This window comes from Chryseobacterium sp. MYb328, from assembly GCF_037572595.1.
Classification (GTDB): Bacteria; Bacteroidota; Bacteroidia; order Flavobacteriales; family Weeksellaceae; genus Chryseobacterium; species Chryseobacterium pennae.
Map to the genome: position 1 here is coordinate 111,314 of NZ_JBBGZQ010000017.1, position 18,555 is coordinate 129,868.

The 18,555-nt window shown below is 32.9% G+C and carries 15 protein-coding genes; 8 read left to right on the forward strand and 7 right to left on the reverse strand.

Annotated features, from left to right (window positions below; all coding sequences use genetic code 11):
* Nucleotides 1-11: 11 nt before the first annotated feature.
* From gwsG to WH267_RS16680, 3 genes are all read right to left on the reverse strand, one after another.
* Complete coding sequence (gwsG, locus tag WH267_RS16670; protein WP_340009846.1) at nucleotides 12-914, reverse strand: grasp-with-spasm system ATP-grasp peptide maturase; 903 nt, start codon at nucleotides 912-914, stop codon at nucleotides 12-14.
* Nucleotides 892-1,764, reverse strand: coding sequence for a hypothetical protein (locus WH267_RS16675; RefSeq protein ID WP_340009847.1), 873 nt, complete (start codon nucleotides 1,762-1,764; stop codon nucleotides 892-894). The genes gwsG and WH267_RS16675 overlap by 23 nt, the downstream gene beginning before the upstream one ends.
* Before the next feature lie 72 nt (nucleotides 1,765-1,836).
* Nucleotides 1,837-2,040, reverse strand: coding sequence for a TIGR04139 family peptide modification target (locus WH267_RS16680; RefSeq protein WP_115973737.1), 204 nt, complete (start codon nucleotides 2,038-2,040; stop codon nucleotides 1,837-1,839).
* A 617-nt stretch (nucleotides 2,041-2,657) separates the two neighbouring features.
* On the opposite strand from WH267_RS16680, the gene WH267_RS16685 reads away from it, so the two are divergent.
* The 5 genes from WH267_RS16685 to WH267_RS16705 all read left to right on the forward strand — a co-directional run bounded on the left by WH267_RS16685 (nucleotide 2,658) and on the right by WH267_RS16705 (nucleotide 9,912).
* Nucleotides 2,658-4,373, forward strand: coding sequence for an AraC family transcriptional regulator (locus WH267_RS16685; RefSeq protein WP_340009850.1), 1,716 nt, complete (start codon nucleotides 2,658-2,660; stop codon nucleotides 4,371-4,373).
* A 124-nt stretch (nucleotides 4,374-4,497) separates the two neighbouring features.
* Entirely contained in the window at nucleotides 4,498-4,668 is a 171-nt protein-coding gene (locus WH267_RS16690; RefSeq protein ID WP_165852322.1) for a hypothetical protein, read from the forward strand.
* A gap of 9 nt (nucleotides 4,669-4,677) precedes the next feature.
* Nucleotides 4,678-6,861, forward strand: a complete 2,184-nt coding sequence (locus WH267_RS16695) for a prolyl oligopeptidase family serine peptidase (protein ID WP_340009852.1) — start codon at nucleotides 4,678-4,680, stop codon at nucleotides 6,859-6,861.
* Entirely contained in the window at nucleotides 6,862-9,069 is a 2,208-nt protein-coding gene (locus WH267_RS16700; protein ID WP_340009854.1) for a lantibiotic dehydratase family protein, read from the forward strand.
* Between the two features lie 6 nt (nucleotides 9,070-9,075).
* On the forward strand, nucleotides 9,076-9,912 hold the full coding sequence (locus WH267_RS16705; protein ID WP_340009856.1) for a thiopeptide-type bacteriocin biosynthesis protein: 837 nt from the start codon (nucleotides 9,076-9,078) through the stop codon (nucleotides 9,910-9,912).
* 487 nt (nucleotides 9,913-10,399) lie between these two features.
* Here WH267_RS16705 and WH267_RS16710 read toward each other — a convergent pair whose 3' ends face one another.
* The 4 genes from WH267_RS16710 to WH267_RS16725 form a co-directional block, all read right to left on the reverse strand.
* Nucleotides 10,400-11,356, reverse strand: a complete 957-nt coding sequence (locus tag WH267_RS16710; RefSeq protein ID WP_340009858.1) for a DUF3810 domain-containing protein — start codon at nucleotides 11,354-11,356, stop codon at nucleotides 10,400-10,402.
* Between the two features lie 94 nt (nucleotides 11,357-11,450).
* Nucleotides 11,451-13,220, reverse strand: coding sequence for an MFS transporter (locus WH267_RS16715; RefSeq protein ID WP_340009860.1), 1,770 nt, complete (start codon nucleotides 13,218-13,220; stop codon nucleotides 11,451-11,453).
* 40 nt (nucleotides 13,221-13,260) lie between these two features.
* The gene (locus WH267_RS16720; RefSeq protein WP_340009861.1) at nucleotides 13,261-13,989 is read right to left on the reverse strand and encodes a lysophospholipid acyltransferase family protein; all 729 of its coding nucleotides are present in this window, start codon (nucleotides 13,987-13,989) and stop codon (nucleotides 13,261-13,263) included.
* Between the two features lie 3 nt (nucleotides 13,990-13,992).
* A complete protein-coding gene (locus tag WH267_RS16725) occupies nucleotides 13,993-14,451 on the reverse strand; it encodes a GtrA family protein (RefSeq protein ID WP_115973729.1) in 459 nt (152 codons plus the stop codon).
* Between the two features lie 363 nt (nucleotides 14,452-14,814).
* Here WH267_RS16725 and WH267_RS16730 point away from each other — a divergent pair, with 363 nt between their 5' ends.
* The 3 genes from WH267_RS16730 to WH267_RS16740 all read left to right on the forward strand — a co-directional run bounded on the left by WH267_RS16730 (nucleotide 14,815) and on the right by WH267_RS16740 (nucleotide 18,315).
* Nucleotides 14,815-15,078: a hypothetical protein gene (locus tag WH267_RS16730; RefSeq protein ID WP_115973728.1), complete on the forward strand. Its 264-nt coding sequence runs from the start codon at nucleotides 14,815-14,817 to the stop codon at nucleotides 15,076-15,078.
* 84 nt (nucleotides 15,079-15,162) lie between these two features.
* Nucleotides 15,163-16,014 (forward strand): BadF/BadG/BcrA/BcrD ATPase family protein, encoded by an 852-nt coding sequence (locus tag WH267_RS16735; RefSeq protein WP_340009863.1) that lies wholly within the window; start codon nucleotides 15,163-15,165, stop codon nucleotides 16,012-16,014.
* Nucleotides 16,015-16,029: 15 nt separating this feature from the next.
* A complete protein-coding gene (locus tag WH267_RS16740; protein WP_115973726.1) occupies nucleotides 16,030-18,315 on the forward strand; it encodes an NADP-dependent malic enzyme in 2,286 nt (761 codons plus the stop codon).
* Nucleotides 18,316-18,555: the final 240 nt, after the last annotated feature.

An 18,555-nucleotide genomic window follows, 5' to 3' on the forward strand; every position in this document is an offset into this window, starting at 1 on the left:
AAATAATTTTTTCATAAATATTGTGCTATTTCTTTTTCCAATGAGTAGTTGCAGATTTCTGATAGTCCTAAGAACTGCCCCGTAGGATTTACTTCCAGGAAATAGAAGGTATCCCCACTTTTTATAAAGTCTATTGAGCCACAGCTTAAGTCCAGCGATTGCATGAGCTGGTGTGTTTTTTCTTCAATATCTTCAGGAAGTTGATATCGCACCTTTCTGTTGGGTTTTTTATAATTATACTTTCTGAAATCGGTTTTAGTCTGCTCGTCATTTTGAGAAATAATAGCGGTAGACCACATTTTACCATCCAGATAAAAAGTTCTTATTTCAAAATCTTTTTCGATTTTTTCCTGAAAAAATGTGATAAAAAAATCTTCTTTCTCTTTTTCCTGTACTACTGAAGTGTAAATGATACCGTTGAAATTTCTATCGACAGAATCTAATATCACATTTTCTGTAATAGGTTTTGTAATGGTTTCATTGATAATGACTTCGTCTGTATTTTCTGCTAAAAAATATTCAGGAACATCTAATCCTGTTTTTTTTGCCTGTTCCAGAACCAGGAGTTTATTGACGTGATTGTTACTTTGTTTATTAATAGTCTTTTGTGATTCCAGTTTTTTTATCACGTAATCTTCAAGCCAATGCTGATGTTCATCCATATGGTGGTTGGCAGCATTATTATCATAGTAAAGACGTTTGAATTTTAGTCCTCCTCTTCTGTACCATGTACTTGTAATCTCATCCAGGAAAAATTTGTTTCTCTCACTGGCCAGATACATTCTTTTTTTATCTGTTTTAATTTCAAAAAACTCATCTTCATGAACACGAATAAACTTCTTTCCCATTGCTGAAAGATATTTGACAACTCTTGTAGTGGTAGAGTCTCCGTTATTCGATATTATGAGTATCATTCTGTTTTAGTTTTTTAAAAAAATCTTTTCTTATTTTGGAGCTATGCTTCATGCTTGGGATGCCCAGGGTTTTCCGGTTACGGTTGGTCTGTGCACTGTCTTTTACAGGGATCATATTAAAACCGTAGAGTGTGATTTGTTGATGAGCTCCTAAGTAAGTGTCATCCATTCGTGCATAATCACGAGGTGAAAGGTCTCCCGATTTTACATATTCCAGTAATTTTTCCTTTATAAAAGGATAGTCTTTTTTGGATTCAACCATATGAGTGATAAAGGTTGGCATTGGAAACCATCCTATTTTTTCAGGTGTTGGGAATCCATAATTTTTAAAGGTCCATATCAGAAGTTTTGCATTTTTCTCCACATTCTTTCTGGTTAATGCTGTATCAAGGGGACGTCCCATCTGGTCCCTTTGTAGGGCAATCTTAAAAGAATCAACCAGTTTTTTATCCAGTCCTTGTTTCCATTCTGTGATTTTTTGTTCTACAGATGGATTGTCTATTCCATATTTATTAAAAAGGGGTAAGTATTTTTTGTATTCTTCACCATAAGGAGCTAACAGAGAAATCAATTGATAAAGACTTTTTTTTCCACCAAAGTCTTCATGATACTGGTCAGCAAGAGTTATATAAGTCGCATATTCTTCAATACGGTCCTGATTTTTAGGAGCATAATCTTTGAAAATTTCCCGATACTCTTCTACAGCTAGCTTAGGATTGTTAGCTAACCTGTATATACTGTCGGCATCATTAATTCTGTTATAATAAGTGATATAGTTCTTTTTACAAGAGGTAAGAAATAATAAAATGATAAGAGAGAGACTATATCTTATTGACGGTGAAATTTTCATAAACAATTCAATTTAATGAGATATGGATAAAAAGGAGGGAAATTCACCCTCCCTTTTCCTTTATTCATATGCTTAGCAAACTTCTAGTCTACCAATATAAGTACCTCCGTTAGAAGAATAATGGTCTGCTTCATAGCATCCTGGTGTTGTAACTGCAGCACTAGATTCGATAGCATAAGATCTTAAACTACCATCAATCACTTTTAAATCGTCTCTTTTAAGTTTTTTGTTTTCTAGAGAAGAAAATCCTTTCTTCATTCCTGTTAATTTTTTCATTGTTAAAATTTTTTTGTATTAATATTTACTTGCCATTTATCCCTGGCATGGGAAGGTGCTGATCAGCTCATATATTTATATTTTGTACTGTACACATACAAAAAAATAAATCATTGTGTTTTTACCTGAGACAAAGATGCATGTGCTTTTTTAATGACACAAGGAAAGCATGTCTGAATTTATAAATTTCGGGAAAAACTAATAGTATATTTATAAATTCAGATAAAAAAAATAGCTTTTTAATATCTGATTGTTAGTGTTTTGTGTTTTTTTTATTCTGCATTTGTAAAGTCAATGGGAGTCTAAGTGAAAGAGTATCATTTATTCGTAAAATAAGAAAGAATTTAACTAAGAATCCAACTATATAGTATATCAATTAAAAGCAGAACATCATTGGAAATGCAAAAAAATAATCAGAGGGTAAAAGAAGCGAGATTCTTGTTAAAAAGAATACCGAAAGTATATACTCTTTAGATTGGAAGAAATGGGTACTGCTCAATATTTATAATAATAAAAGGAGATTTCAGTTGTTAACTTTTGAGTGAGCCATTTTATTTTGTTGTTTGCTTGTATAAGAGAAACTTTTAAATATGTATTTTTGTGTATTAAGACCTTGTATGCAAAAGAAAATCTTTATTTACTTCTTGATTCTTTGCCAGAATTTATATTTTTCACAAAGTATAAAAGGATTTCATATTCCTGATTCTCTGAGAAATAAAAATATTAAACAAGTAGAAAATTCTTTCAAAAAAACTCTTTATACCGATAAAACTAAAGCAGAAATCTATGCCAATACAGCCCTTGTAGAAGGGAAAAAGAATAGAAATAACGAGAAAATCGCTGAAGGATATCAGATGTTATACCAGCTGAATAATGATAAATCAGCATTATTGTACTTGGACAGTATGATTACTGTGTCAAAAAAAATACAGGACACCGAATATTTATCAAAAGCTTATCGAAATAAAGGGGTTTATTATTACTATACTGCTGAATATTCAAAATCATTAGATAATTACCTGATAGCTAAAAACTATGCTAAAAAAGGAAGTGAAATTTTTTATAATATTAATTCCTGTATAGGTTTGCTGAAGCTTGAATTAGAAGATTATCGGGAAGCTTTGAATTTATTATTAGGCTATAAGAAATATTTGGAAAAAAATAAATTAACGAATGATATCAATTACGAAAAATGTTTATATAATCTAGCCTATGCCTATCATGTAAGTAATAAGCTGGATTCTTCAAATTATTATGTGAAACGTGGATTTGAACAAAATTTAAAAAGTAAGGATAAGGATCTTTATGCTTCTTTATCACTGGTTTTGGGTATCAATACTTTTAAACAGGCAAACTATAATCTCGCTTTGCCAATCTTAAATGAAGCGTCTCAACTTTTTAAAGAAAACCCCAATAATGTTCAAAACATTGCTTTAGTTGAATATTACATAGGTAAGATTTTATATCATGCAAATAATGAAAAGTTTTTAGATAGATTTGAAAAAGTGGATTCTATCATTACTAAAACGAAAAATGTATCTTACGAATTACGAAATACCTACCCAATATTAATAGAGTATTATAAAAAAACAGGAAATAAAGAAAAACAATTGTTTTATATTGAACACTTGTTGTCTGTAGATAGTATTTTAAGTAAAAATAATAAGCTTTTAACTACTGAAATAAACAAGAAATATGATACCCCACTTCTTTTAAAAGAAAAAGAAATATTGATATCAGATTTAAACTCAAAGAACTATACCTTATTTTGGATCCTGGGCATAGCCGGAGGAATCATGATATATTTGGTTTATTTATACAAGGAAAACAGGAAAAAATTAAAAAACTACCAGAATAAAGCTGATTTGCTCACAGAATATCCAGTTACTCCTCCTCTTCCTACTGCTACTACTACTAATAATAGTATTGAAACAGTAGATTTTCAAAAAGAGAAACCGAAAGCAACATTATCAAACGATAAGCTGGAACAACTAAGCAGGCAGCTAAATGAATTTGAAATAGAAAAGAGATTCTTAGATAAGAAAATTAATTTAGATCTTTTATCTAAGGAATTTAATACAAACAGAGCCTATTTATCAAGATCAGTAAACGAACTGAAAGGACAAAACTTTTCACAATATCTGAATGCGTTAAGGATTCAATATATTGTCAGTGAATTAAAAACAAATAAAAATCTACAGAAACTTACCATAGCCGCCATTGCTGATGAAGCCGGATACAATAATGTGGAGTCTTTTACCAATGCTTTTAAGAAAATAACAGATACATTGCCTTCTTATTTTATGAAAGCCTTACAGGAAAATAATAAATAGCTTTAATATTGATTATTAGCTTTTTATACGTTTTTTGGATACGAAATTTATAAATTTCGGTATCTTTTTTTTGAAAAAATATATATATCTTTATTTCTTTGTAAATAAAAAAATAGAGTACGTTATGAAAAATAAGAAACAAGCAGAAAAGAAAATTTCATTGGAGAAATTACAAATGGTTAGAATTAGTAATGCTAAAATAATAAAAGGAGGCTATGCAGGTGTAGGAGGATATAACCTAAATACTGATTTAGAAGGTGAAGGAGAGCCAACAGGAACAGGGAAAACAAGATAATTTGTGTATATGACCTGTCGATCAATTCTCTTTTTTTTTATCAATTTCATTTTTGGAATAATTACTGCCCAAAAAAGTAATTTAGCACCATCAGTTACATCTACCGATGATTACTTTGGAGTCAAAATAGCTGATGAGTATAGAAATTTAGAAAATTTGAAAGATCCTTCGGTTATTAATTGGATGCACTCACAAACTAATTATTCAAATTCAATACTTCAAAAAATTCCTAATAGGCAATATTATATTGACAAAAGATTAGAATTTGATCAACAAAAATCATTTTCCGTAGATAAAATTAATATTACGGAAAATGATTTTTATTTCTATTTAAAGAAGAAGCCGGATGAAAATACTACGAAACTATATTATAGGAAATCATTTAAAGGGATAGAAACAGAAATTTTTAATCCTGAAAATTACAAACCGGATACTCATAAAAAATATGTAATCAATTATATAAAGCCTAATTATGATGGCTCAAAGATAGCGATCTCATTAACGGAAAGTGGGAAAGAGGTTTCTGAAATGATCATTTACGATGTAAAATCTCAAAAAGTACTTTCTGACCTTATTACTAATTGCTGGCCAACAAACGGAGGCGGTATTTCTTGGCTTTCTGATAATAATAGCTTTATTTATCTTCAATTTCCAGTAACAGATCCAGCCTCAGATCTATTTATGAAAAACATGCAGGCCGTTGTTCATACAATAGGGCAGAATCCCAAAGAGCTGAATGTTCTATTATCAAAAAAAAACAATCCGGATTTAAAAATAAGTGCTGAAGATTATCCTATAGTTAAGCTTCCTACCAAAGAAAGCCAATTTTTATTTGGTTCTATGGCTGGAGCTACAAATTTTAATGATACTTATTTTAAACCCACAAATCTTATTAGTAAAAAAAATCAATGGAAACTTCTATTTACTAAAGAAGAAAAAATTGATGGCTTTATTCTAAAAAATGATAGTATAATTTATATTTCAAAAAAGAATGGAGCCAATGCAATTTATTGCACATCATTGAAAAATCCAGATTTTAAAAATCCGGATATTATAGTTTCTAATATCCCTGATGAAGAGATCAATGGTTTATACCAAATTAAAAATGGCTTTGTTTTTAACAGTTCAAAAAATGGTGTTGAGTCCAAACTGTATCTGTATCAAAAAGGGAAAGTTGAAAACTTGATGTTGCCATTTCCATCCGGTGATATTGCAGTAACTACCCAGGATAGCTATTCCAATGATTTTTGGATAAACTGTACAGGATGGAAAAATGACAATGAACGCTTTAAATTTGATTCGGTAATAAAGAAATTTATTCCTGAAAATCTGGCTCCGATTGTAGAATATCCGGAATTCAAAGATATTATAGTAAAAGAAATTATTGTGAAATCTCATGATGGACAGGATATTCCGTTTTCCTTACTATATAGAAAGGATATTAAAAAAGACAAAAGCAATCCTCTTTTAATAGATGCATATGGAGCTTACGGAGTAAATAACAGTCCTTTTTTAGATATGACGTTTATGCTTTGGGCATTAAAAGGTGGAATTGCAGCTATTGCTCATGTCAGAGGTGGTGCTGAAAAAGGAGAATCATGGCATTTGGGAGGTTTTAAGGAAACTAAACCCAACTCCTGGAGGGACTTGATTGCCTGTGCCGAATATATGATTCATGAAAATTATACGTCCAGTAATAAAATAGCAATTTGGGGGCAAAGTGCAGGGGGAATTACTATTGGAAGGGCTATGACAGAAAGGGCAGACCTATTTAAGGTAGCGATCTTAACAGCCGGAATGGTAAATACTTTAAGACTTGAAGCAACACCAAATGGATTAAATAGTGCCAAAGAATTCGGTTCTAAAAATATTAAATCCGAATTCAGTGCATTATATGAAATGGATGCATATCATCATTTGAAAAAAGGAGAAAAATATCCTGCAACTTTTATTACAACGGGAATAAATGATCCAAGAGTTTCTCCATGGATGTCAACAAAATTTGCAGCGAAATTGCAAGAATATAACACATCTGATCATCCCGTATTACTTAAAGTAGATTATAGTGGTGGCCATGGTGAACGTGACCTCCCTTTAAAGCAAAAATATAATAATTTAGCTGATGTATTCGCTTTTGCCTTCTGGCAACTAGGTCATCCGGACTACCAGCTAAAAGAAGAAATAAAAAAATAAATGTCTCGCTTTCCTTATCAGTTTTTCGAAGAATATATTGTACGTACTCCTTTATTTTCATGTAAGAAATTTCTTGAAGCGGTAAATAAAGATGAAATTTCTGATGAAGAATTAAAAAATAAACTTGCTGATGATTCTGTTTTTCTGGAAGCAATTTATTTGGCTTCTCCTGATTTATATGAGGAAATTACAGAATGGCTTCAGACAGAAAAACTATTTCCACCAAAAGAACACCAAAAACTAAAACATACTTTATTGAAATACTATAGTCGAATGAGTACCCGTTGTACACCATTCGGCTTATTTTCCGGAGCTGGTTTGGGCAAATTTAATCAAGATGATGAAAGGAGAGTGTTGTATGAAGATAGTGTGTATACAGATTATTTAATTCGGGATACCAAATTAGATATGTATTTTCTTGTGACTTTAGCTCAATATTTTGTAAAAAAACAGGGGATAAGAGATAAACTTTTGTTTTATCCTAATAATACGATTTATAAAGTAGGAACAAAAATCCGCTATATTGAATATCAATATTCAGGTGGGAAAAGAGATTATATCATATCGTCAGCCCGCCTTTCTGAAGAATTACAGTCTGTATTAGAATTTTCAAAAAAGGGGAAAACTGTACAGGAGCTTACGGAGATCCTGATTACAGATGAAATAACCAGAGAGGATGCCTCAGAATTTATAGAAGAGCTGATCGATAATCAGGTGCTTACCAGTGAGATTGAACCTAATGTTTCTGGAGGAGATTTTTTGGATACTCTCATTTCTGTTTTACAGAGACTTCAGGTAAATGAGACTGATATTTTGATTTCTATAAAAGATAAACTTTATGCACTAGATCAGAATATTGGCAATTCGATCTCTGATTATGCGGAGATTGAAAAACTCATTAAATCTTTTGGGATAGAATATGAACAGAAGTATCTTTTTCAAACTGACTTATACCGCAAAGATCAATTGACTTTATCACCTTTCTGGAAAAAAGAACTTAAAAGTGCCTTTAGCTTTTTGAACAAAATAAACTTAGCTGCAACAGATACCCGTTTAGAAAAATTCAAAAAAGCTTTTAATGAGCGGTTTGAGGCGCAGGAAGTCTCTTTACAGTATGTTCTTGATTCTGAAATTGGTATTGGTTACAAACAAAATAGCCCGTTAAAAGGGATTCATTCTTATTTAGATGATTTAGAACTACCGGTTTCTGAAAAAAATAAAAAGATTAATATTGAATTTAATCTGGTTCAAAAGATTCTTAATGATAAATTGCAGAATGCTTTATGGGAAAACCAATATAAAATAGAATTATTGGATGATGATTTTAAAGAATTGGATGAAAACTGGGATGATCTGCCCGATACAATTTCTTTTTTGACTGAAATTATATCAGACAACGGTAAAGAAAAATTATTTTTAAATGGAAGTTCCGGAAGTAGTGCTGCCAATCTGTTAGCGAGGTTCTGTTCTGAAAGATCTGAAATACATAACCTGACAAAAGCTATTGCACAGAAAGAAGAAAGTCTGAATCCTGAGTATATTTTAGCAGAAGTGATTCACTTACCGGAAGCAAGAATAGGAAATGTGGTCAGAAGGCCTACAATAAGAAATTACGAGATTCCTTACATGGCAAAGTCTGTATTGCAGGAAGATCATCAAATAACCGTGGATGATCTTTATATTTCGTTGAAAAATAATAGAATTGTTTTACGGTCCAAAAAACTTAATAAAGAAATAAGGCCCTATCTTACCAATGCCCATAACTATTTTTATAATACCTTACCTGTTTATTATTTCCTTTCCGATCTTTATTCCCAGGAATTAAGAAACGGGATACATTTTAATTGGGGTGGGCTAAAGGATATTTACAAATTCCTGCCAAGAGTAGAATATAAAAATATTATCCTTACAAAGGCTGCCTGGAAGATATCTGATAAAGATATTGTCTTTTTGGAACCGATGATTTTAGATAAAGAGAACTTTTTATCCGAATTAGAACATTGGAGAACCAAAATGAAAATTCCAGCATGGATACAATGGACTGAATCTGATAATACATTAACCATCAATTTAGAAAATTATGATATGGGTAAGCTTTTTATTCTGACGGTTAAAAAGAAAAAAACAATCATGATCGAAGAATTTCTTTTTAATGAAAATCAAGACTTTAAACATGAGTTTGTTTTTCCAATGTATAAACTAAAATAGATTTTGATGAAAAAAAAGTTTATTCCCGGAAGTGAGTGGCTGTATGTCAAAATTTATACAGGTGTAAAAACTGCGGATATTATTTTGGAAGAAGCTTTACTTCCTTTATTACAGCAACTTAAAGAGGAAGGGTTAATTAAAAAATGGTTTTTTATCCGTTATAATGATCCAAAGATTCATCTTAGGCTTCGTTTTGAACTTTCAGACCTTAAGCATTTCGGTAAGGTTCTTTCATTACTCAATGATTATTTGGAGGAATATAGAGATTCCGGGGAAATATCGGAATTTATAATAGATATTTATCAGCGGGAAATTGAGCGGTATGGAGAAGCAACAATGGAAGAAGCTGAGTTTTTATTTTGGAAGAGTAGTGAGAGCATAGTGTATGAATACCTTCATTTTGATGATGAAGAAAAAATTATGGTGTCCCTTTACTATATTGATAAGATATTAGAATGCCTAGGACTGCCCATCCAGGAAAAACTAAGCTGGATCACAGAGCGTAATCTTGCTTTTAAGCAGGAGTTCAATGCAGATAAAAGACTGAACCATCAGCTGGATAAAAAATACAGAGTATTTATTATAAACTATCTGGAGTTTGTAGAATCAGAGGAGTATAGTCCTTTTAGGAATGTCATTTTGAATAATATTAATGAATCTGGAGAAACCCTGAAACATATAAAATATCATTCAGATGCTCTTCAGAGCTTTTTTTCCAGTGTATTTCATATGCACATCAATCGAATATTTGTTTCCAATCAACGACTGTTTGAAATGATTATCTATGATTATTTGTTCAGATACTATAAGACTCTTGTTTTTAAAAGCAACGGAACAATATAATATGGATAATATTTACTGCATAATATCAGTCCATTTACTATTATAATTTAAAGTTCAATCTTTATTAAAAATACTAGGAAAATTGAATGAAATAGAAAGATAGAAATAGTAGAGATATTTTTAATTTTCAGAAGAATAACTCTAATTTTTTACTCATTAAAAATATTGAATAAATGGAATGTTTTATGTTTAGTTAAATGTATGATTTTGTAAATTTTTCGTAGTTTAACTATAATTTGTTTATTATTTTAATACCATACGCGAGGCGTGATTGTAATTCATAATAGTTGTGGACGAACTCAAAAAAACTTAAAAAATCATAAAGTTTTCATAAAGTTTTAAAAAAGAAAAGAAATGTTTTTGTATTTATAAAATATGTCGTACTTTTACATCGCCTTGAATGAGGGAACAAGTCAAGGTAATAAATTTTTTTTCATCATTTGTGTTTTTAGAATCGTATCGCCTGATACGATTCTTTTTTTTATGTCTATTTTTCGTAGTTTAAAAGGAGATCAATAAAGTAGGAGTAAGTAACAGAACCTTCCTGTTGATTACTTTTCAGGAATATATTATTGGTAAATCCAAAGAAGTCATCCAGCCAACCCTGATGTCTGAATATGAAGCTTCTCTCATAAGCACGGTCTCTCTTCATACCAGGGGAATAATTACGGATAACAGATTTTACAAACTCAGGATCATTTTCAACGATAAATCGTAAAAGGCTTTTTAAAGTAAAATATTCGGTGCTGTATCTTAAGTCTGGATTACCGGAATGGATTCCTATCAGATAGCCGATAAAATTAGCCTCCTGTTCTCTGGCAAAGCCTAATTGGTGAGAACTTTCATGAGCTGTTGTGAAAGGAATAAAAGTGCGGGGTAATTCAGCGTTATATTGTGCTTCCGCAGTAAAAGGATTATAGTATCCCAATATCCCTGTGAAACTCATTACATTTTTAAATAAACTGGGCTTAACGGAAAGGATCTGAGTTGCTTTTTTATCAGAAATATATTGGGGAAGTCTGGTTTGCTGAAAAAGAATCTCCTGTTGTACAGCTTTCAGATTGCTGACAATGAAAATACCATTATGGTCTTCCTGTACCGATGCCCGGGTGAGCTTACATTTTTCAAGATACTGTAAGGCCATCTTTTTTGCTTTGTCTATTTCAGGTGTATCCTGTCTGGAAAGCTTTTTAATGATAGGAGTCTGGAAGTAAAGCATTCCCCAGAATAGCTGATAGGTAAAATAAAAGAGATTTCCTATGATCAGAATTCTCCGTATAGAAGAGTCTCTGTATTCCTTCTTAAATAAGCCAGTAAGGCTGTATAAAAGAACAATTCCCAATAATACATAGATGACATCTCCCGCTGAAAAAGAAAGCCAGCTGAATGCCATCTGATGAAACTCTTTCTGAAGTTCAAAAAAACGTTCAAAGAAAGAGATCATTACCGATGATTTTGAGAAACCATAAAACAAAAGAAATTGGGCAAGTAATATACCTGCCCAAAATCTCTTCTTCTTATATATAAATAGTCTATTTTTAGTGAGCACCTTCGGATTCTAAAACGTCAACATTAATTCCTTGTCTAAATAAAGATTTTTTAGCCAAATAAGCAAATACAGTAATGTACACAAAACACAAAACAGGAATTACGTAAGAATTGTGAATTCCGATAATGTCAGCAAGCTTACCCTGAAGCGGCGGAATAATACCTCCTCCCAGGATCATCATAACCAGGAATGCTGATCCCTGAGCTGTATATTTTCCTAAACCGGTAATCGCTAATGTAAAGATTGAAGGCCACATGATACTGCAGGCAAGACCTCCGGAAAGGAATGCGTAGACCGCAATATTTCCAGTAGTCAATAATCCTGTAATCATTGCTGCAGTCCCAAATAATCCAAAAATAATAAGCGTAACGGCAGGTTTGTTTTTACTGATAAGGAATAATATAACCTGAATAGCCACACAGATCGCATAGAAATACAGGTGAGACATATCTTTTTGAGCAATCGTATTGATTCCGATAATTACCGAAAAAGCAACGAAAGGGACAATGATGGTCGCAATAGTCTGCTGTTGCTTGCTTAAGCTGAAAACACTGATTGCACCTGTCCATCTTCCGATCATTAAGCTTCCCCAATACATGGAAATATAGGGCGCAAGATCTGAAGACTGGTGCCCTCCGAATTCAGGCATACTTAAAAGTTCTCCAAGGTTACTTCCTATGGCAACTTCTACTCCTACATAAGCCAGGATGGCAAGCATTCCCAGTACAAGCTGCGGATATCTCATAGCTCCCCAACCTTCTGTATTTTTCTTGGCACTGGAATTGGCGAAAATAAGACAGATAATTACAGAAAGCAATGCGCCTCCAAGATACATCATTCTTTGTTTCTCCAATGGATGTTTGATGGTTTCCAGTTCTGTTTTCTTATCTGTAATGTGTTGCTTGATTTCTGTAATTTTTGCTGCATCAGTTTCCTTTTCAAGAGTTTTGTCTAATACAGTAATCTCATTGCCTAAAGTTTCAATACTTTTAGCTTCTTCAGAATTATAGCTATTGAATACAGGAATAAAGAAAAGGATAACAAGAATAGTCATTGCAATCAATGTTTTTCTTGCTTTACCAGCCTTTTCCATAGGTTCTGTGGAAATTCCGTCAGGAAGTTTCTTTGAAAAGTAGAAAATCCCTGCAGCAATAAGGAAAAGAGCACCTACTGCTGTATAAAGAAGGATCACCTTATCAAGAGCCAGATGCTTGATTTGGTCATCATCTACTGTAGCCGTCGTTCCGAAAAGTGCCAAACCAACAATAATTGGCCCGATAGAGGTACCAAAAGAGTTGATTCCCCCTGCAAGATTCTGTCTGCTGGCTCCGGTTTTAGGATCTCCCAATAACACGGCAAAAGGATTCGCTGCAGTCTGCTGAATGGAGAAACCTAATGCAACCACAAAAAGTCCGATGAGCATACCATAATAAACATTGCTTTTCACTGCAATAATCATGATTGCTGCACCAAGGGCAGAGAGCAGTAGCCCGTAGACAATACTCTTTTTATAGCCCCATTTCCCAATAAGATCCACTCCTTTTATCGTACTGAATATAAAAAGCAACAACGCTCCCAAAAAATAAGCAGTATAAAAGGCAAAATCTATTAACTGGGACTGAAACTGGTCGAGAGAAAAATAGTTTTTACAAAAAGGGATGAAAATACTATTGCCGGCAGCAATAAAACCCCAGAAAAAAAATACAAGTACAAGTGTGTACAGTGCCGGGTAATTAGTCGGCTGGTTGGTTTTTGACATATTTTATTGAAAATTTCGCAAACAAATATAACTAATTCTTTTAAATAGAATGCTCAATCAATGTTTTTTTAATTACTTGATAAGCTTCTGACTTTAAGTCTTTTGGAGAAGCAGTAGGTTCTATAATTCCATTGAAATAAACCTTTACCCTTCCTGGATGGCCTTTTGAACTGTCAAAAGGAAACATTTCCTTAAGCCCGATAAAGGTATAAACAGCAATAGGAGAGTTATGTTTTGATGATAGCATAAAAGCTCCGTCTTTAAAGTCATCCAGAATAATGGAAGTATCATCAGGAACGCCACCTTCAGGGAAAATAGCAATGCTGTTACCTTCCTCCATTTTTTCTGCACATCTTCGGTATACATCAGCACGGCTTTTTGCACTTGCTCTGTCTACCATTACGCATATCCTTTGATAAATAGTTCCGAAAATTGGAATCTTAACAAGTTCCTTTTTCCCAACAAAACAAATCGGGTGGTGCGGAAAAAGAATGCAGGTTAGCATGATATCCATAATCGAAGTGTGGTTCGAGATGAAAACGTATTCTTTGTTTCTGTCTTTTTCTTGCTCAGAAAGCTTAATAAGGTCATACCGGAAGCCCATGCCGTAAAACATGCCGAAACACCATAACCGGATAAATTTATAAGCGTATTTATAATGTTTCTTACTAAAAGATAAAATATAAACGGGGATCCCAAGAGTGGTTGTTAGAACAAATGCTAATAACAACAGCCAAAATCTCCAGAGATAATTTAAAATTTTTGTCACAGTTTAACCGTTAAAAATTACTTTCTTCTTTACCGAATAATTAAGAATGGAAACCAACAGGATTGCTGCAATCTTGCTGATCATTTCCGGACTCAAGGTATAAAAAATTAAATTGATATTATCTTTAAAAATAAAGCTGTAGAATATCTGGAAGAAACCAAGGCTTAACAACGTGGAGATAAAAGACACCAGCATAAAATAAGCAAACTCTTTCTTCTTCGAATGTTTTCCTCTTTCAAAAACAAACCAGATGCTCAGAAAGTAGTTGGTGATAATTCCACAGCTGGTAGAGAAAATATTACTTAAAGGATAGTGTATACCATGAAAGTTAGTTTCTTTTGCAAAGAAGTGAGGCAGGTAAGTACTGAATATTTTAAAGCTGCCAATCTCAACAATGGCGCTCAGTCCTCCGGCAATAATAAAGAACAAAACCTGTTTTTGGCGTATAAGTATTTCTTTCATTTAATTAATATAAAAACTGAAAATATATCTTATATTGTATTGGGTTTTAGAATGTTTTATAAGTAAAACAATCAATAGTCCCTGTGATCCTATGTATTCATAATGGTTTTCAATTATTTCAAATCAGGATACTTTACAATATGAATATGCAAATTTATAACTATATGTTAAACACTGAAAAAAGTTGTTAAAATATTTTTTTAAATAAAAATTATTTCTAATTTTAATAAGCGGAATGATGTTACTATAACCTGATAATAAATTCATTTTCAAATCCTTGTGATAATGGTTTTTCTATCTTGTAATGCCTATTTGAAAGCATACTACTCTAATTTTTTATGACCAATTGTTAATAATATTTGTATGAAAAGTCAAAACAAATACAGAAAATTCCAGCTTCAACAGAAAAATATTGAAGCTCTTGAAAAAGAAAACTCCCGCTTCAAACGAGTGTATTCTGAGTACGAAAATATGTCTAATGAACTTTGGAATCTTGAAAATTCCAATGGCGAACCTGTTCCCGATGATTTTATCAATGCCATGGTGCTGCAGGCATCTTATCTGGAAGATGAAATTGAAGATTGGCTTCTGCAATTCAATGATAAAAAAACTGAAATTAAACATTAATGATTTTAGACAGCTTCCAGGTTGTTTTAAACGCTAATTGAAGATAAATTCATAATTTAGCATCCTTAAATTAAAATCTAAAATATGGTTGCTATTGTAGATAGTGGTTCTACTAAATCGGATTGGGTAATACTTGATGATTTCAAAAAGGTTTTTCTGAAAACTGAAACCATCGGTTTCAATCCGAATTTTATTAACAGAGAACTTATCGCTCCTGAAATACAGAAGAACAGCAATCTGATATTGGTTAAAAATTCAATTACCAAAGTTTTTTTCTATGGCTCCGGATGTGGTGTGGAAAAAAACCGCGAAACCATAGAAGTCGAGCTTAAAAAAATATTTGATAAAGCCGAAATTATTGTAAAAGAAGACCTGATGGCTGCTGCTTATGCCGCCTATAAAGGAAAACCTGCAATTGTGTGCATTTTAGGCACAGGATCAAACTCATGTTATTTTGATGGTAAAGATGTGAAGATTGAATTACCATCCCTTGGATTCCTGATGGGAGATGAGGGAAGCGGAAGTGCGATCGGAAAACAGCTCGTGCGCAGATATTTTATGAAAAAACTTCCTGCAGATCTTCATCTAGAATTTGAAACAGACTATAAACTTACTATAGAAGATGCATTGAAAAATATGTATCACGCTCCAAGACCAAATGCCTATTTGGCTGATTTCAATAAATTTGTTGTGGAAAGAAAGGATCATCCTTACTTTGTGAACATGGTTTTTGAAGAAATGAAAAGCTTCTTCGAATATCAGGTTATGCCTTATCAGGAGGCCAATGACGCTGAAATCAACTTTATTGGCTCCATTGCTTATTATTATGAAAATATTTTACGCTCTGTAGCCGAAGAACTTAATTTAAATGTGGGACATGTAGTTCAGAAACCAATTGAAAGCTTAGTAGATTACCACATTAAATATATACTCTAACAAAAAATAAAACTTATGTCAAGTAACAACAATCGCGACGAAAAGAACTTTAGTCAGGCCGCGTTAGATTATCATAAAGCAGAACCCAAAGGGAAAATCGAAGTTATACCATCCAAACCACACTCATCTCAGAGAGATCTGTCATTAGCATATTCTCCGGGAGTAGCAGTTCCTTGTATGGAAATTCACGATAAACCGGAAACTGTTTACGATTATACAGGAAAAGGAAATCTGGTAGCTGTAATTTCTAACGGTACTGCCGTACTTGGATTAGGGGATATTGGAGCAGAAGCATCAAAACCGGTGATGGAAGGAAAAGGTCTTTTGTTCAAGATTTTTGCTGATATCAATGTTTTTGATATTGAGATTGATGAAAAAGATCCTGATAAATTCATTGAAATCGTAAAAGGAATTGCTCCTACATTCGGAGGAATCAACCTGGAAGATATTAAAGCTCCGGAAGCATTTTATATAGAACAAAAACTAAAAGAGGAATTGAATATTCCTTTAATGCACGATGATCAGCATGGAACCGCAATTATTTCTGCGGCTGCATTGATCAACTCTTTACAGATCGCCAATAAAGATATTGATAAAGTGAAAATGGTAGTGAATGGAGCAGGAGCTGCTGCAATCGCCTGTACAAAGCTTTATATTTCATTAGGACTGAAAAAAGAAAATGTCCTGATGTGTGATAGTAAAGGGGTAATCAATCATAAGAGAGAGAATCTTACTCCTGAAAAATTAGATTTCATTGCTCAGACTGATATTGAAACATTAGAAGATGCTGTAAAAGGATCTGATGTTTTTGTAGGATTATCCAAAGGAAATGTAATGAATCCTGAAATGTTGTTAAGCATGAACGATAACCCTATCGTGTTTGCTTTAGCGAATCCGGATCCGGAAATTGCTTATGACCTTGCTCTTTCTACACGTAAAGATGTAATCATGGCAACAGGAAGAAGTGATTTTCCTAACCAGGTAAACAATGTATTAGGTTTCCCTTATATCTTCCGTGGCGCATTAGACGTTCAGGCTACAGGAATTAATGAAGAAATGAAGCTTGCAGCAGTACACGCTATTGCTGATTTAGCAAAAGAACCGGTGCCGGAAGCTGTAATTCTTGCTTATAACGTTCAGAACCTTCAGTTCGGAAGAGAATATTTTATTCCAAAACCATTTGATAACAGACTGATCACAAAAGTATCAAGTGCTGTAGCGAAAGCTGCCATGGAAAGTGGTGTTGCCAGAAAGCAGATTGCTGACTTTGAAGAGTATGAGCATCAGCTTCTGGACAGAATGGGTAGAGATGAAAGATTGGTAAGAATGATGCAGAGCCGTGCAAAATCCAATCCGAAAAGAATTACCCTTGGAAATGCTGAAGAATATAACGTATTAAAAGCAGCACAGATTCTTTATGAAGAAGGAATTGCATACCCAAGTCTTTTAGGAGATAAAAAATACATCAAGGAACAGATGGAACGTTACGGGATGAACCTGGATATTCCAATCATTGATCCAAGTGATGATGATCAGAAAGAAAACAGAAAAAAATATAGAGAAACCCTTTGGAAACTTCGTCAGAGAAAAGGAATGAACGAGTACAAGGCTAAAAGATATGTTCGTCAGAGAGATTATTTCGGACCTTTGATGCTGAAGCACGGAGATACTGATGGTCTTATCGTTGGGTTCTCTAAAAACTATGCTTCAGTTCTTCGTCCTGTTTTAGAAGTTATTGAAAAAGATAAAGGAGTAGATAAAGTAGCAGCAATGATGATGATCCTGTCTGAAAAGAAACCTATTTTCTTCGCAGATACCTCTATCAATCAGAATCCGACAGCTGAAGATCTAGTGAATATTGCTAAAATGGCAGAATTTACAGTGAAATCTTTTGCAATCGAACCTAGAATTGCAATGCTTGGATTTGAAAACTTTGCAGCCATTTCTGAAACTTCCAAAAAAGTGGCAAAAGCTGTAAGTATCCTTCATGAGAAGTATCCTAAGATGATTGTTGATGGTGAAATTCAGCCGGATTTTGCTATGAATGCAGATCACCTGAGCGATTATCCTTTCTCAAAACTGGGAACAACTCCGGCAAATACATTCATCTTCCCGAATCTTGAAAGTGCCAACCTTTCTTACAAAATTCTAAGAGGAATGAAAGTAGCACAGGTGATCGGACCAATCCTTATGGGATTAAAACAACCTGTACATGTTCTTCAGATGCGTTCCAGCGTAGATGAGATCGTGAATCTTGCTACCATTGCTGTTCTTGATGCACAAAGAAGAGAAAAGAAATAACATAACAAAATTGATATGCCTGCATATCATAAAGATAAAATTAAACCAGACGAGTATTTGTCTGGTTTTGTTTTTTATATATTATGAGTAAAATTTGTGTTAAATGATAAGAGAATACCTGAAATTCTGTTTTTTTGAGAATTAATTAGGTTTATATTTTTATCTTTCTGATGTTTCAATTTTAAATTATTAAGCTTTTCACATGGCTGAAAATGTAAAATATTTAATAATATTTTATTT

Excerpts from the sequence above, each read along its gene's own strand:
- gwsG (WP_340009846.1), bottom strand. The coding sequence starts at position 914 with ATGATACTCATAATATCGAATAACGGAGACTCTACCACTACAAGAGTT.
- WH267_RS16675 (WP_340009847.1), bottom strand. The coding sequence starts at position 1,764 with ATGAAAATTTCACCGTCAATAAGATATAGTCTCTCTCTTATCATTTTA.
- WH267_RS16680 (WP_115973737.1), bottom strand. The coding sequence starts at position 2,040 with ATGAAAAAATTAACAGGAATGAAGAAAGGATTTTCTTCTCTAGAAAAC.
- WH267_RS16685 (WP_340009850.1), top strand. The coding sequence starts at position 2,658 with ATGCAAAAGAAAATCTTTATTTACTTCTTGATTCTTTGCCAGAATTTA.
- WH267_RS16690 (WP_165852322.1), top strand. The coding sequence starts at position 4,498 with ATGAAAAATAAGAAACAAGCAGAAAAGAAAATTTCATTGGAGAAATTA.
- WH267_RS16695 (WP_340009852.1), top strand. The coding sequence starts at position 4,678 with ATGACCTGTCGATCAATTCTCTTTTTTTTTATCAATTTCATTTTTGGA.
- WH267_RS16700 (WP_340009854.1), top strand. The coding sequence starts at position 6,862 with ATGTCTCGCTTTCCTTATCAGTTTTTCGAAGAATATATTGTACGTACT.
- WH267_RS16705 (WP_340009856.1), top strand. The coding sequence starts at position 9,076 with ATGAAAAAAAAGTTTATTCCCGGAAGTGAGTGGCTGTATGTCAAAATT.
- WH267_RS16710 (WP_340009858.1), bottom strand. The coding sequence starts at position 11,356 with ATGATCTCTTTCTTTGAACGTTTTTTTGAACTTCAGAAAGAGTTTCAT.
- WH267_RS16715 (WP_340009860.1), bottom strand. The coding sequence starts at position 13,220 with ATGTCAAAAACCAACCAGCCGACTAATTACCCGGCACTGTACACACTT.
- WH267_RS16725 (WP_115973729.1), bottom strand. The coding sequence starts at position 14,451 with ATGAAAGAAATACTTATACGCCAAAAACAGGTTTTGTTCTTTATTATT.
- WH267_RS16730 (WP_115973728.1), top strand. The coding sequence starts at position 14,815 with ATGAAAAGTCAAAACAAATACAGAAAATTCCAGCTTCAACAGAAAAAT.
- WH267_RS16735 (WP_340009863.1), top strand. The coding sequence starts at position 15,163 with ATGGTTGCTATTGTAGATAGTGGTTCTACTAAATCGGATTGGGTAATA.
- WH267_RS16740 (WP_115973726.1), top strand. The coding sequence starts at position 16,030 with ATGTCAAGTAACAACAATCGCGACGAAAAGAACTTTAGTCAGGCCGCG.